Genomic DNA, 14,244 nt, shown 5'->3' on the forward strand with positions numbered 1-14,244 from the left:
GCGTGGGAGGCTCTGGTGGCAGCGCAAGAGACGGTTGAGCACAAGTACGTCTACGACTTCGCCGAGGGCAACAAGGATCTCAAGGACCTCCTCGGCGGCAAGGGAGCGAACCTGGCCGAGATGACCAATCTCGGCCTGCCGGTGCCGCCCGGCTTCACCATCACCACCGAGGCGTGCAAGGCGTACCTCGACACGGGTGCGGAACCGGCCGGGCTGGCCGACCAGATCAGCGCGCACCTGACGGCGCTGGAGCGCGAGATGGGCCGGCGGCTCGGTGACCCGGACGACCCGCTGCTGGTCTCCGTACGCTCCGGGGCGAAGTTCTCGATGCCCGGAATGATGGAAACCGTACTCAACGTCGGTCTCAACGACCGCAGCGTCGAAGGACTGGCCCGGCAGGCCGGTGGCTCGACCGACCAGGCCGCCTCCGGCGGTGCGGACAGGTTCGCCTGGGACTCCTACCGGCGGCTGATCCAGATGTTCGGCAAGACCGTCTGCGACGTGCCGGGCGAGGAGTTCGAGCACGCGCTCGACGAGGCCAAGCGTGCCAAGGGCACCGACCTCGACCTGGACCTGGACGCGGACGACCTGCGTGGACTCGTCGACGCGTACAAGAAGATCTTCACCAAGCACACCGGGCGGGAGTTCCCGCAGGAGCCGCGCGACCAGCTGGACCTGGCGGTCCGCGCGGTGTTCGACTCGTGGAACGCCGAGCGGGCGGTGGTCTACCGCCGGCAGGAGCGCATCCCGGCCGACCTGGGCACCGCCGTCAACGTGGTGGCGATGGTCTTCGGCAACCTCGGTCCCGACTCCGGCACCGGCGTCGCCTTCACCCGCGACCCGGCCAGCGGCGCCCAGGGCATCTACGGCGACTACCTGGCCAACGCGCAGGGCGAGGACGTCGTCGCCGGCATCCGAAACACCGTGCCGTTGCAGGAGCTGGAGCGGATCGACAAGGACTCCTACGACGAACTGCTCGACTACATGGCCCGGCTGGAGCGGCACTACCGGGACCTGTGTGACATCGAGTTCACCATCGAGCGCGGCAAGCTGTGGATGCTCCAGACCCGGGTCGGCAAGCGCACCGCCGCCGCCGCGTTCGTCATCGCCGGCCAACTCGTCGACGAGGGCCTGATCGACCTCGACGAGGCCCTGCACCGGGTCAACGGCGCACAACTGGCTCAGTTGATGTTCCCGCGCTTCCAGCTCGACCACGAGTTCCAGCCGGTCGCCACCGGTATCGGCGCCTCGCCGGGCGCGGCGGTCGGGAAGGTGGTCTTCACCTCGGCCCGCGCGGTCGAGCTGGCCGCCGCGGGCGAGGCCGTCATCCTGGTCCGTCGGGAGACCAACCCGGACGACCTCAACGGCATGATCGCCGCCAAGGGCATCCTCACCTCGCGGGGCGGCAAGACCAGTCACGCCGCCGTGGTCGCCCGGGGCATGGGCAAGACCTGCGTCTCGGGCGCCGACGAACTGGACATCGACGTGCCGAAGCGGCGGTTCGCCGTGGCCGGGCACACGGTCACCGAGGGAGACGTCGTCTCCATCGACGGCACCACCGGCAAGGTGTACCTGGGCGAGGTGCCGGTCAGCCCGTCCGAGGTGGTCCGCTACTTCGAAGGTGAACTCGATCCGGCGTCCACGGACGACGCGCTGGTCAGAGCCGTACACCGGATCATGTCGCACGCGGACGGCAGCCGGCGGCTGGCGGTGCGTACCAATGCCGACACCGCCGCCGACGCGGCCCGGGCCCGGCGCTTCGGTGCCGAGGGCATCGGGTTGTGCCGCACCGAGCACATGTTCCTCGGCGACCGGCGTGAGCTGGTGGAACGGCTCATCCTGGCCCGCGATCCGGCCGAGCGGGAGGACGCGCTCGCCGCGTTGCTGCCGTTGCAGCGGGCGGATTTCGTGGAGATCTTCCGGGAGATGGACGGCCTGCCGGTCACCGTCCGGTTGATCGACCCGCCGCTGCACGAGTTCCTGCCGCCGCTGGAACAGCTCGCCGTCAACGTGGCGGTCGCCCAGGAGCGCGGCGAGGACGTCGCCAAGGAGGAGGCGCTGCTGGCGGCGGTACGCCGGATGCACGAGGAGAACCCGATGCTCGGGCTGCGCGGCGTACGCCTTGGCCTGGTCATCCCCGGCCTGTTCGCGATGCAGGTCCGGGCGATCACCGAGGCGGCCGTGGAGTGCACCCGCCAGGGCGTACGTCCCTGCCCGGAGATCATGGTCCCGCTGGTCGGCGCGGTCCAGGAACTGGAGACGGTACGCGCCGAGGCCGAGCGGATCATCGCCGAGGTGGTAGGTGGCAGCGACGTCGACGTGCTGATCGGCACGATGATCGAGGTGCCCCGGGCGGCGTTGACCGCCGGGCAGATCGCCGAGGCCGCGGAGTTCTTCTCCTTCGGCACCAATGACCTGACCCAGATGGGGTGGGGCTTCTCCCGCGACGACGTGGAGGGGGCGTTCTTCTGGCGCTACCTGGAGCTGGGCATCTTCGGCATCTCACCGTTCGAGTCCATCGACGCCGACGGGATCGGTCGGCTGGTACGCATCGCCGCCGAGGAAGGGCGGGCGGCCCGTCCGGGACTCAAGCTCGGGGTCTGCGGCGAGCACGGCGGTGATCCCGACTCGGTGCACTTCTTCCACTCCGTCGGGCTGGACTACGTCTCGTGCTCACCGTTCCGGGTGCCGGTGGCGCGGCTGGAGGCCGGCCGAGCCGCAATCGTCACCACCGGCTCCGACAGCCGCTGACCAGGCGGCTCGCCCCGCCCCGGGCGAGCCGCATACCCGCCGCCCGCCGCGCTGCGTCGTGCCGCGCCGCGCTGCGTCGTGCCGCGCCGCGTCGTGCCGCGCCGCGTCGTGCCGCGCCGCGCTGCGCGGTGAAGCACAGCAACATCGGGGATGTTGCTGTGTCGAGCGGCCGTGAGACGACAACATCCCCGATGTTGCTGCATGGCGCGGGGGGTGGCGCATGGGGGTGCGCGTGGCGTGCGGCATGCGGCGTGGCGCGGGGTGGGCGTATGGGGTGAGCGTGGCAGGCGGCGTGGCACGTGAGGTGCGCGTGGCCTGCGGGGTGCGCGTGACGATCGGGGTGAGCGTGGCCAGGCGGCGTGGCCTGCGGGGTGCGCGTGCAATGCGGGGTGCGCGTGGCCTGCGGGGCGCGCGTGACGATCGGGGTGCGCGTGGCCAGGCGGCGTGGCGTGCGGGGTGCGCGCGGGGTGCGGGGTGGCGCGGGCACGGGTAGTGCGGCGCGTGGGCGCATGACGTGGCGGGCGGCGCGTGTGGATGCCGCCCGTTGCCTGGAGCGGTCAGATCGGGGGGCGCCGCCAGGTGATGGACTGTGCGCGGCGGGGGCGTTGGTTCGGCATCGTGGCCATGGGTGTGCGTACCGCCAGCGGGGCGTGCGGATCCGGCTGGTCGGGCAGCAGCGTCGGGCGGCGGCAGGCGGCGAGGGCCGGACCGGTGCGGCGGACCACCCCACGGGCCTCTTCGCGCAGTGCCGCCAGATCCGCTCCCGGTTCGGCGACCAGGGTCAGTAGGGCATCCCGACCGGCCGGGTAGGTGACCACGCAACCGGCCGCGGTGTGCACCACGGACTCGTGGAACTCGCCTTGCCGCACGGTGGCGGCCATCCGATGCCCGAGGCCGAAGCTGGCTGCGGCCAGCGCCGCCAGGTGAGTGGCGTCGGTCGTGGGCAGGTCGCTGGAGATGAGCAGGCCGTCCGTGCCGGCGAGGACCGTGCCGGCGACCTCGGGACGGCGTCGGCGCAGCCCCCGGAGCTCGGTACCCATCATCGTTTCCGCGTTCACGAGCGTGTCTCTCCCACCGGTCGTGTCTCGCCCCAACAGGTGACGTTCCGCGATGGCGACGCTACCCGTGGATGTCGATGAGTGCGATCCCGTTACCGTCGGCAATCGGGCGACAACTCTCGTCTGATCGGAGGATGTGGGCCCGCCGCGGGCACGTCGTCGGCGCGCCGAACCGGGGCCCCGGGCGTAACCTGACTTCGCCCGTGGACAGTCGTTTCGCGAAGGGGTGGACGGATGGGATCGCGTGCCGAGTTGTCGGAGGCTGTCGGTGTCGCGGTGGCGGTGCCGGCATGACCGCCGTGTGGGAGAGCCTGACCGTCGATGCCCGTGACCCGGGGCGGCTGGCCCGCTGGTGGGCCGAGGCGCTCGGGTACCAGGTGGTCGAGGAGCGACCCGACGAGGTGGAGATCCGGCAGAGCGCGGACCGGTTGCCCGGCATCGTGTTCGTGCCGGTGACCGGCGTGAAGGAGAGCAAGAACCGGCTGCACCTCGACCTGCGCCCGACCGACCGGGAGGCCGAGGTGGAACGGCTTGTCGACATGGGTGCCCGGCACGTCGACATCGGGCAGGACGGCGACGACTGGACGGTGCTGGCCGACCCGGAGGGCAACGAGTTCTGCGTACTGCGGCAGCGTGGGGATTGAGTGCTGCCTCCGGTGAGCCGGACGCGGCGCGTCGGGTGGCGGAGCCGGTAAAGGACCCGGAGCACGGCCGGTCCCCGTACGAGCGGGACCGGGCCCGGGTGCTGCACTCGGCGGCGTTCCGCCGGCTGGCCGCGAAGACCCAGGTGCACACGGCCGGCACCGACGACTTCCTGCGTACCCGGCTGACCCACTCGCTGGAGGTGGCCCAGATCGCCCGGGAGATGGGTGCCCGGCTGGGCTGTGATCCGGACGTGGTGGACACCGCCGGGCTGGCCCACGACCTCGGGCACCCGCCGTTCGGCCACAACGGCGAGGCCGCGCTCGACGAGCTGGCCGCCGACTGCGGTGGGTTCGAGGGCAACGCCCAGACGCTGCGGGTCCTGACCCGGCTGGAGGCCAAGGTGTACGGCCCGGACGGAACGTCCGCCGGGCTCAACCTGACCCGCGCCTCGCTGGACGCGGTCGGCAAGTACCCGTGGACCCGCCGGCCTGGCCGGCGCAAGTTCGGGGTGTACGCCGACGACCTGCCCGCCTTCGCCTGGCTGCGGCAGGGTTCGCCGGCCGGCGAGCGGCAGTGCCTGGAGGCGCAGGTGATGGACTGGGCCGACGACGTGGCGTACTCGGTGCACGACGTCGAGGACGGCATCCACGGCGGCTATCTCACGCTGGAGCCGTTGCTCGTCGACTCCGACGAGCGGGCGGCGCTCTGCGCCGACGTCGCCGCCGTCTACTCGACCGAGTCGGCCGACTACCTCGACGAGACGCTGACCGGGCTGCTCGCCGACCCGGTGCTCGCCCCGTTGGCCGGCTACGACGGCAGCCATCGGGCCCAGGCCGCCCTGAAGGCGACCACCAGCGTGTTGACCGGTCAGTTCGTGGCGACCGCGGTTGCGGCCACCACCGAACGCTTCGGGCCAGGGCCACACCGACGGTACGCGGCCGACCTGGTCGTACCCCGGCCGTTGCGTGCCCGGTGCGCGCTGCTCAAGGGGATCGCCCTGCGCTACGTGATGCGTCGGCCCGGTGCGCAGGGTCGCTACCAGCGGCAGCGGGAGATAATTGCGGGGCTCGTGGCGACGCTGGCCGCGCGGGCACCTGGGGCGCTCGACCCGGTCTTCGCCCCGCTGTGGCGGGACGCACCCGATGACGAAGCCCGGCTGCGGGTGGTGATCGACCAGGTGGCCTCGCTTACCGACCCCGCCGCCCTGGCCTGGCATGATCGTCTGATCAGAAGCTGACATCCGGACCGGGGACTGAACGGCGCGTGGGAGTTAGGTTAGCCTAACCGAATGACGGATCGTTCGAAGAAGGTCACCTCCGCCCGCGTACTGCGCACGTCGCGGCCCACCCGGCACGTGGTCCGGCTGGTGCTCGGCGGGGAGGAACTGGCCGGCCTGCCGGTCGGCGAGTTCACCGACCACTACATCAAGATCGTCTTTCCGGTCGCCGGTGTCGACCACCCGCGCCCACTTGATCTCGCCGCCATTCGTCGCGACCTGCCGCGCGAGCAGTGGCCCCGGCTGCGCGCGTACACGGTCCGCGCCTGGGACGCGGCGGCCGGGGAACTGACCGTCGACGTGGTGCACCATGGCGACGAAGGGCTGGCCGGCCCGTGGGCGGCGGGGCTGCGTCCCGGTGACGAGGTGCTGTTCGTCGGCCCGGGCGGGGCGTACGCGCCGAGCCCGGCGGCCGACTGGCACCTGCTGGTCGGCGACGAGAGCGCCCTGCCGGCGATCGCCGCCTCCCTGGCCCGGCTGCCCGTCGGTGCGCCCGCGTACGTCTTCGTCGAGGTCGACGGCCCGGCCGACGAGCAGCCGCTGCCCAGCCCCGGCGCGGTCCGGCTGACCTGGCTGCACCGGGGCGTACGCCCGGTGGGTGAGGCGCTGGTGGACGCGGTGCGTGAGCTGAATTTCCCGCCCGGCACCGTGCACGCCTTCGTGCACGGTGAGGCGTCCTTCGTCCGCGAGTTGCGCCGGTTGCTGCGGGTGGAGCGGTCGGTGCCCCGCGAGTGGCTGTCCATCTCCGGCTACTGGCGAAAGGGCCTGGACGACGAGGGTTGGCGGGCCACCAAGCCGGACTGGAACCGCCAGGTCGAGGCCGACGAACAGGGCCGCGTTCCCGTGCCGCTCGGTTGACCATCCAGCCGATAACCGGCAAGGTGGCACCCCAACGCGCCCCTGAACGGCCGAAAGTCGACCCTGAGGGTGCGATTAGCCGGATTCTCGGAGCACGGCGGCAGGGGAACGGGAGGATGGTCAGGGGTGACCATGAGCGAGCAGGCAGACGAGAAGACCGCCGAATCTGGTGGTAGGGGCGGCACGATCGATCCGATCGTGCTGGGCCTGGGCGTCGGCGGGGTGCTCGCCGTGGTGCTCTGGGGGGTTCTGGCCCGTGACTCGCTGGCGAGTGTCGGCGAATCGGGTCTGGCCTGGGTCATCGACACGTTCGGCTGGTTCTTCGTGGTGGCGGCCAACGCCTTCCTGGTGCTGGCGGTGGTGCTGGCGCTGTCCCGGTTCGGCCGGATCCGGCTCGGCAAGGACGACGACGAGCCGGAGTTCAGCACGCTGGCCTGGATCGCCATGATGTTCAGCGCCGGCATGGGCATCGGTTTGGTCTTCTTCGCCGTGGCCGAGCCCATCCAGCACTACGCCACACCACCGCCGGCGACCGGCGTCGAGCCGCAGACCGGGCAGGCGGCGTCCGCGGCCATGCAGTTCACTCTCTTCCACTGGACCCTGCACCCGTGGGCGATCTACGCGGTGGTGGCGCTGGCCCTGGCGTACTCGACGTTCCGACGGGGCCGGCAGAACCGGATCTCGGCGGCGTTCCGCCCGCTCATCGGCGAGCGTGCCGACGGCGCCGTCGGTCAGGTCATCGACCTGCTGGCCGTCTTCGCCACCGTCTTCGGCTCTGCCACCAGCCTCGGCCTCGGCGCCCTCCAGGTCGCCGCCGGACTGGACCTGGTCGCCGGGGTGCCGGACTCCACAGCGGTGGAGCTGGTGGTGATCGGGGCGCTGACGCTGGCCTTCGTCATCTCCGCCTTCACCGGCCTGCACCGGGGCATCAAGTGGCTCTCCACCACGAACGTGGTGCTGGCCGTCGCGCTGATGCTCTTCGTCTTCGTGGTCGGGCCGACCATCTACACCCTTGAGGTGCTGCCGGCCTCGATCGGCGACTACCTCAGCAACCTCGTCTTCATGTCCACCCGGACCGGGGCGTTCTCCGACCCGGCCTGGCTGGGTGGCTGGACGATCTTCTACTGGGCGTGGTGGATCTCCTGGGCGCCGTTCGTCGGCACCTTCATCGCCCGCATCTCGCGGGGCCGGAGCGTGCGGCAGTTCCTGATCGGTGTCCTCCTGGTGCCCAGCGGCGCCAGCGCCGTCTGGTTCGCGATCATGGGCGGCAGCGCGCTGCGCGTGCAGGCCACCGGGGTACGTGACCTGGTGGCGGACGCCTCCGCCAGCAGCGAACAGGCGCTGTTCGGTCTGCTCGACGCGCTGCCGCTGGCGGCGTTGACCGGCGTGCTGGCCATGGTGCTCATCGCGCTGTACTTCGTCACCAGCGCCGACTCCGCCTCGCTGGTGCTCGGCTCGCTGACCTCCCGGGGCGCGCTGCGTCCGCACCGGCTGGTCGTGGGCAGCTGGGGAATCCTGATCGGCGCGGTCGCCGCCGTGCTGCTGCTCGTCGGCGGGCTGGACGCGCTGCAACAGGCCACCATCATGGTGGCGTTGCCGTTCGTGGTGGTGATGCTCGGGCTGGCCGTGGCCCTGGTCAAGGACATGGCCCGCGATCCGCTGCTGGCCGGGCCGCCGCGCACCCGCCCGCACGGGCTGGCCGACGCGGTGCGCGCCGCCCGGTCGTACGAGGAGGAGGATCCGCCACCGGTACGCCGCTACCTGCGTCGCCGCCCCCGCTGACCGGTCCTGCCCGCCCGCCGCGCCGTTCCGCCTCCGTGGCGGAACGGCGCGGCGTCGGTGTTCGCGCCCCGCGTCGATGGTGTCGGGAAGGGTGCATCCGCTGTCGGAGACGTCACCAAGGGGCCCTTCCGCGCGCCGTGGTCGGGCAGGGCAGGATGTAGGTCGAGGAGGTGGCGGGTATGGCGGGGCGGATCCGGGACGAGGACATCGCGTTGGTCCGCGAGCGTACGTCCATCGCCGAGATCATCTCCGACACCGTGACGCTCAAGTCGGCCGGTGGTGGCAACCTCAAGGGGCTCTGCCCATTCCACGACGAGAAGAGCCCGTCGTTCAACGTCTCGCCCGCCCGCAACGTCTGGTACTGCTTCGGCTGCGGTGCCGGCGGCGACGCGATCAAGTTCCTGATGGACGCCGAGCACCTCAGCTTCGTCGAGGCGGTGGAGCGGCTCGCGGCCCGCGCCGGTCTGCAACTGCGCTACGTGGAGGACGACCGGTCCGCGCCCCGACCGAACCGTCCGCAGCAGGGCCAGAAGCAGCGGCTGGTGGCCGCGCACGCCGCCGCCGTCGAGTTCTACACCGCGCAGTTGGCCACGGCCGGCGCGCGTCCCGCCCGAGAGTTCCTGGCCGAGCGCGGCTTCGACCGGGCCGCCGCGCAGCGGTACGGCTGCGGCTTCGCCCCCGACGGCTGGGACCTGCTCACCAAGCACCTGCGTCAGCGTGGCTTCAGCCACGACGAACTGGTCACCGCCGGGCTGTCCCGCCCGGCCCGCTCCGGCAGTCTGATCGACAGGTTCCGCCGCCGGCTGCTCTGGCCGATCCGGGACCTGACCGGCGACGTCATCGGCTTCGGTGCGCGCAAACTCTTCGCCGACGACGACGGCCCGAAGTACCTCAACACCCCCGAGACACCGATCTACAAGAAGTCCCACGTGCTCTACGGCATCGACCAGGCCAAACGGGAGATCGCCAAGCAGGGTCGGGTGGTGGTGGTCGAGGGTTACACCGACGTGATGGCCTGCCACCTGGCCGGCGTACCGACCGCCGTGGCGACCTGCGGCACCGCCTTCGGCGCCGACCACATCGGCGTACTGCGCCGGCTGCTGTTGGACACCGACGCCGTGGCTGGCGAGATCATCTTCACCTTCGACGGGGACGCGGCCGGGCAGAAGGCCGCGCTGCGGGCCTTCGACGACGACCAGCGCTTCGTCGGGCGTACCTTCATCGCGGTCAGCCCCGACAACATGGACCCGTGCGAGCTGCGGCTGGCAAAGGGCGACCTGGCCGTACGCGACCTGGTCGCCCGCCGCGAGCCGCTTGTCGACTTCGCGCTGCGCCACGTGATCAGCCGGTACGACCTGGACACCGTCGATGGTCGGGTCGAGGCGATGCGGCGTGCCGCGCCCCTGGTGGCGAAGCTCAAGGACCGGGAGAAGCGTCCGGAGTACGTCCGCAAGCTCGCCGGTGACCTCGGGATGGAGATCGAACCGGTGCAGCGGGCGGTGCTGACCGCCGCGTCGGGACGACCGGGGGACGAACCGGCCGCGCGTCCCGCCCGGACCGAACCGACTGTGGACAGCCCGCAGTCGATGGTCGAGCGGGAGGCGCTGAAGCTGGCCCTCCAGGAGCCGGTGCTGGCCGGTCCGATGTTCGACGCGGTCGAGGCGACCGACTACCGGCATCCGGTGCACGTGGCCGTCCGGGCGGCGGTCGCCGCGGCCGGCGGAGTCGCGTCGGCAGCCGGCGGCGCGGTGTGGATCGAAGCGGTACGCGACGCCTGCGAGGATCTCGCCGCCCAGGCCCTGGTCGGTGAGCTGGCCGTGGAACCGTTGCGGATCGACGGCGAACCGGACCCGCGCTACGTCTCGATCACCATGGCCCGGTTGCAGTGGGGGTCGGTCACCGCACGGATCCGGGAGCTGAAGTCCCGGATCCAGCGGATCAATCCGGTAAACAACAAGGACGAGTACTTCGCCGCCTTCGGTGAGCTGCTCTCGCTGGAGCAGCACGCCCGTGCCCTGCGCGAGCAGGCGGCGGGAGGGTTGTAGGGATGCCACTGTTCCGCCGCCGGCCGAAGCTGCCACCGGCCGACCGGCCGCCGCTGGAGCGCGACGAACGGGTGCTGGCCTGGGCCGCCGCCGGCAACGGGGAGGGCGACGGGGTGGTGGTCGCCACCAACCTCGGGCTCTGGCTGCCCGGCCGGGGCCACCGGATCGGCTGGCACGACGTGGTCAAGGCGGTCTGGTCGGGCCGGGAGCTGACCGTGACCCCGGGCGAACGGGTCGCCGAGCGGGACGGCTACCTGGTGGTCGCCGAGCTGCCGGCCGAGCGGTACCTGCTGCTCGATCCGGGTGAGCTGCCGCACCAGGTACGCACCCGGGTCACCCGCTCCGTCGCGTACACCCAGCACCACGCCCTGCCCGGCGGATCCGGCCGCATCGTCGGACGCCGGGTGCCCGGCAGCGACGGTCTGACCTGGATGGTCCACTACGACCCCGGCACCCCCACCGACGCCCCCGACGTCCTCGCCGAAACCGACCGCCTCGTCGCCGCCGCCCGTACCGCCACCACCCCCGCCGACCTCTGAACTCGTTAATCCGTTGGGAAGTGTCGGACCGGGTGTCTAGGGTCCGGGAGTGACCACGGGGCGACCACTCATTCAGGCACGGGGGCTGGTGAAGCGGTTCGGCGACTTCACTGCCGTCGACGGCATCGACGTGGAGGTCAGCGCCGGTGAGGCGTTCGGCTTCCTGGGGCCCAACGGTGCCGGCAAGTCGTCCACCATGCGGATGGTCGGCTGCACCTCGCCGCCCAGCGGCGGAGAGCTGCACATCCTGGGCATGGATCCGGTGCGGGACGGGCCAGCCATCCGGGCTCGGCTCGGCGTCTGTCCACAGCTCGACAACCTCGACCCCGAGCTGACCGTCCGGGAAAACCTCACGACGTACGCCCGCTACTTCGGCATTCCCCGCCGGGTGGCCCGGGCACGGGCCGCCGAGCTGCTGGATTTCGTGCAGCTCGGCGACCGGGCGGACAGCAAGGTCGAGCCGCTCTCCGGTGGCATGAAGCGCCGGCTCACCATCGCCCGCGCGTTGGTCAACGAGCCGGACATCGTGCTCCTCGACGAGCCGACCACAGGTCTCGACCCGCAGGCCCGGCACCTGGTCTGGGAACGGCTGTTCCGGCTCAAGCAGCAGGGCGTCACGCTGGTGCTCACCACGCACTACATGGACGAGGCCGAGCAGCTCTGTGACCGGTTGGTGGTGATGGACGGCGGCCGGATCGTCGCCGAGGGGTCGCCGCGCGCGCTCATCGAGCAGCATGCCACCCGCGAGGTGGTCGAGCTGCGGTTCGCCGCCGAGTCGCAGGAGACGTTCGCCGGCAAGCTCGACGCGCTGGGGGAACGCGTCGAGGTGCTGCCCGACCGGGTCCTGGTCTACGTGTCCGACGGTGACGCGGCGGTGGCCGAGGTGGCCGCGCTCGGGCTGCGACCGGCAAACGTGCTGGTCCGACGCAGCAGCCTGGAGGACGTCTTCCTGCACCTCACCGGCCGCACCCTCGTCGACTGAGCCAGGACATGCTGGAAGGGGCTGCCGTGACGGCACAACTCACCCGGGACCGACCCGCCCTGCCGCGGGTGCCGGCCCTCGCCGTACTCGAATACCACCTGGTGGGTTACCGGCGCACCTGGCGGGCCGGAGCCTTCTCGTCCTTCCTGCTGCCCACGCTCACCGTGCTCGGGTTCGGGGTGGGCGTCGGGGCGTACATCGACCAGGGCGTGGGTGGCGTCTCCTACCTGGAATGGATCGCCGGCGGGCTGCTCGCCTCGACGGCGTTGCAGGTGGCGATCAGCGAGTCGACCTGGCCGGTGTTCGGCAACCTCCAGTGGCAGAAGATCTACCTCGGGCAGCGCTCGTCGCCGCTGCGCGTGGCCGACATCCTCGCCGGTCACCTCTCGTTCGTACTGTTCCGGGTGCTGACCGCCGTCATCGCGTTTCTCCTGGTGACCGGGGTGCTGGGGGCGCTGCGCTCGCCGTGGGCGGTGCTGGCGGTGCCGGTGGCGGCGCTGCTCGCGCTGGCCGTCGCCGCGCCCACCTTCGCGTACGCCGCGTCGGTCGACTCGGACAGTTGGCTCGCCATGCTGTTCCGCTTCGCGGTAATCCCGATGACCCTGTTCGCCGGGGTGTTCTTCCCGGTCGAGTCGCTGCCGCTGGCGCTGCGCTGGCTCGCGTACGTCACGCCGCTCTGGCACGCCGTGGACCTGTGCCGCGCGGCGGTGCTCGGCGTCGCCCCGCAGTGGTCGGTGATCGGCCACCTGTGCTACCTGGCCGCCTGGGCGGCCGGAGGATGGCTGCTCGCCCGCCGCGTCTTCGCCCGCCGGCTCGTCGTCTAGGAGAGGGTCATGGTCACTCTGGTGCTGCCCCGGCTTGTCGACGTCTCGGCCGCGTCGCGGCGATCCGCGTCGGTCACCGAACGGAACGTCGCCGCCCTGAGGTCCGTCTACTGGCTGCTGCTCGTCTCCGGCTTCGTCGAGCCGCTGCTCTACCTGCTTTCCATCGGCGTCGGGGTGGGTGCGCTGATCGGCGACCTGACGCTGCCCAGCGGTGCGGTGGTGACGTACGCGGCCTTCGTCGCCCCGGCCATGCTCGCCTCGTCGGCGATGACCGGCGCGCTGGCGGAGACCACCTTCAACTTCTTCGGGAAGATGAAGTACATGAAGCTGTACGACGGGGTGATCGCCACCCCGGTGCAGCCATTCGAGATCGCCCTCGGCGAGCTGGCGTGGGCGATGCTGCGGGGCAGCGCGTACTCGGCCGCTTTCCTCGTGGTGATGGTGGTGATGGACCTGACCGCGCCCGCCCGCGCGCTCGCCGCGTTCCCGGCGGCGGTGCTGGTTGGCTTCGCGTTCGGCGCGCTCGGCATGGCCATCGCCACGTTCATGCGCAGCTGGCAGGATTTCGACCTGATGAGCTCGATGCAGTTCGTCCTGTTCCTGTTCTCCGGCACCTTCGTGCCCGCCGAGGCGTACCCGGCGGTGCTGCGGTGGCTGGTCGAGGTGACTCCGCTCTACCGGGCGGTGCACCTGATCCGTGCGCTGACCGTCGACACCGGCGGCTGGAGCTGGACGCTCGACGTGCTCTACCTGCTCGCGGTGCTGACCGCCGGCCTGCTCATCGCCTCCCGCCGGATGGGTCGCCTGCTCTACAAGTAGCTGACGCTCCTGCCGGCCCGCTGGGCGGTATGGCCCTGTGGGCGGTGCGCGCTGTGGGCGGTGCGCGCTGTGGGCGGCGCGTGCTGTGGGGCGGGGCGGCCTGTGGGCGGTGTGCGCTGTGGGGTGGGGCGGCATGTGGGGCGGTGCTGTGGGGGTGGGGCGGCCCGTGGGCGTGTGGCCTCGGGGGCGGTGCGGCTTGTGGGGGCCGGGCCTGTGAGGCGGCGCGGGTAGTGGGAAGTGTGGCACTCCAGGCACCTGCCGGCCGGCGGGTCGAGCGCAAAGACTGCCACGCTTTCGGCACCGCACCGCACCGCACCGCACCGCCTCGCCCTGCACCGCTGTGCAGTGCAGCGCACTGCACAGCGGGGCGGCGGACCGCGCCTCAGCGGGGGCGGGCCCAGGTGAGGAAGCGGTCGGCCAGGACGCCCGGCGGATGTTGGCCGGTGAGGTCGCCGGCCGCGTCGTACATCATCGTGCCGAGATAGATCAGCAGGCCGGTCCGGTTCTCCCGGTACTCGCCGAGCAGCGCCAGCCGGGCCGGCGAACACGGCCAAGCCGCCCCGCACACCCGGCACCGCCACGAGGGGCGGGCCGCGATATGCGGCCGGTAGCGGGGCATCAGCGCTGCTCCGGCTCGCCGCCAGGGGACGACGGCTCATCCCGGG

At 71.7% G+C, this 14,244-nt stretch carries 12 protein-coding genes; 10 read left to right on the plus strand and 2 right to left on the minus strand.

Annotation, left to right across the window (positions count from 1 at the left end; all coding sequences use genetic code 11):
• Positions 1-15: 15 nt before the first annotated feature.
• On the plus strand, positions 16-2,751 hold the full coding sequence (ppdK, locus tag O7624_RS22770) for a pyruvate, phosphate dikinase (RefSeq protein WP_282237183.1): 2,736 nt from the start codon (positions 16-18) through the stop codon (positions 2,749-2,751).
• 557 nt (positions 2,752-3,308) lie between these two features.
• Here the strand turns inward: ppdK and O7624_RS22775 are convergent.
• Positions 3,309-3,791 (minus strand): roadblock/LC7 domain-containing protein, encoded by a 483-nt coding sequence (locus O7624_RS22775; protein ID WP_282237184.1) that lies wholly within the window; start codon positions 3,789-3,791, stop codon positions 3,309-3,311.
• Positions 3,792-4,099: 308 nt separating this feature from the next.
• Between O7624_RS22775 and O7624_RS22780 the strand changes: the two genes are divergently transcribed.
• The 9 genes from O7624_RS22780 (at position 4,100) to O7624_RS22820 (ending at position 13,579) form a co-directional block, all read left to right on the plus strand.
• Positions 4,100-4,453 carry a VOC family protein gene (locus O7624_RS22780; protein ID WP_093401411.1) on the plus strand — a complete coding sequence of 118 codons (354 nt, stop codon included), beginning with the start codon at positions 4,100-4,102 and terminating at the stop codon, positions 4,451-4,453.
• The gene (locus O7624_RS22785; protein WP_282237185.1) at positions 4,450-5,691 is read left to right on the plus strand and encodes a deoxyguanosinetriphosphate triphosphohydrolase; all 1,242 of its coding nucleotides are present in this window, start codon (positions 4,450-4,452) and stop codon (positions 5,689-5,691) included. Before O7624_RS22780 ends, O7624_RS22785 begins: the two co-directional genes overlap by 4 nt.
• Positions 5,692-5,742: 51 nt before the next feature.
• A complete protein-coding gene (locus O7624_RS22790) occupies positions 5,743-6,588 on the plus strand; it encodes a siderophore-interacting protein (protein ID WP_282237186.1) in 846 nt (281 codons plus the stop codon).
• Between the two features lie 132 nt (positions 6,589-6,720).
• Positions 6,721-8,370 (plus strand): BCCT family transporter, encoded by a 1,650-nt coding sequence (locus O7624_RS22795; RefSeq protein ID WP_282237187.1) that lies wholly within the window; start codon positions 6,721-6,723, stop codon positions 8,368-8,370.
• A 179-nt stretch (positions 8,371-8,549) separates the two neighbouring features.
• Positions 8,550-10,415, plus strand: a complete 1,866-nt coding sequence (dnaG, locus tag O7624_RS22800; RefSeq protein ID WP_282237188.1) for a DNA primase — start codon at positions 8,550-8,552, stop codon at positions 10,413-10,415.
• Between the two features lie 2 nt (positions 10,416-10,417).
• Positions 10,418-10,954 (plus strand): hypothetical protein, encoded by a 537-nt coding sequence (locus tag O7624_RS22805; protein ID WP_093401406.1) that lies wholly within the window; start codon positions 10,418-10,420, stop codon positions 10,952-10,954.
• A gap of 49 nt (positions 10,955-11,003) precedes the next feature.
• Positions 11,004-11,936, plus strand: a complete 933-nt coding sequence (locus O7624_RS22810) for an ABC transporter ATP-binding protein (protein WP_282237189.1) — start codon at positions 11,004-11,006, stop codon at positions 11,934-11,936.
• Between the two features lie 26 nt (positions 11,937-11,962).
• The gene (locus O7624_RS22815; protein WP_093401404.1) at positions 11,963-12,760 is read left to right on the plus strand and encodes an ABC transporter permease; all 798 of its coding nucleotides are present in this window, start codon (positions 11,963-11,965) and stop codon (positions 12,758-12,760) included.
• 9 nt (positions 12,761-12,769) lie between these two features.
• Complete coding sequence (locus O7624_RS22820; protein ID WP_282237190.1) at positions 12,770-13,579, plus strand: ABC transporter permease; 810 nt, start codon at positions 12,770-12,772, stop codon at positions 13,577-13,579.
• A 382-nt stretch (positions 13,580-13,961) separates the two neighbouring features.
• Here O7624_RS22820 and O7624_RS22825 read toward each other — a convergent pair whose 3' ends face one another.
• Positions 13,962-14,198, minus strand: a complete 237-nt coding sequence (locus tag O7624_RS22825; RefSeq protein ID WP_282237191.1) for a flavin reductase — start codon at positions 14,196-14,198, stop codon at positions 13,962-13,964.
• Positions 14,199-14,244: the final 46 nt, after the last annotated feature.

The sequence above is a fragment of the Verrucosispora sp. WMMD1129 genome, from assembly GCF_029581255.1.
Taxonomy (GTDB): domain Bacteria; phylum Actinomycetota; class Actinomycetes; order Mycobacteriales; family Micromonosporaceae; genus Micromonospora; species Micromonospora sediminimaris.

Excerpts from the sequence above, each read along its gene's own strand:
- O7624_RS22775 (WP_282237184.1), bottom strand. The coding sequence starts at position 3,791 with ATGGGTACCGAGCTCCGGGGGCTGCGCCGACGCCGTCCCGAGGTCGCC.
- O7624_RS22780 (WP_093401411.1), top strand. The coding sequence starts at position 4,100 with ATGACCGCCGTGTGGGAGAGCCTGACCGTCGATGCCCGTGACCCGGGG.
- O7624_RS22790 (WP_282237186.1), top strand. The coding sequence starts at position 5,743 with ATGACGGATCGTTCGAAGAAGGTCACCTCCGCCCGCGTACTGCGCACG.
- O7624_RS22795 (WP_282237187.1), top strand. The coding sequence starts at position 6,721 with ATGAGCGAGCAGGCAGACGAGAAGACCGCCGAATCTGGTGGTAGGGGC.
- dnaG (WP_282237188.1), top strand. The coding sequence starts at position 8,550 with ATGGCGGGGCGGATCCGGGACGAGGACATCGCGTTGGTCCGCGAGCGT.
- O7624_RS22805 (WP_093401406.1), top strand. The coding sequence starts at position 10,418 with ATGCCACTGTTCCGCCGCCGGCCGAAGCTGCCACCGGCCGACCGGCCG.
- O7624_RS22820 (WP_282237190.1), top strand. The coding sequence starts at position 12,770 with ATGGTCACTCTGGTGCTGCCCCGGCTTGTCGACGTCTCGGCCGCGTCG.
- O7624_RS22825 (WP_282237191.1), bottom strand. The coding sequence starts at position 14,198 with ATGCCCCGCTACCGGCCGCATATCGCGGCCCGCCCCTCGTGGCGGTGC.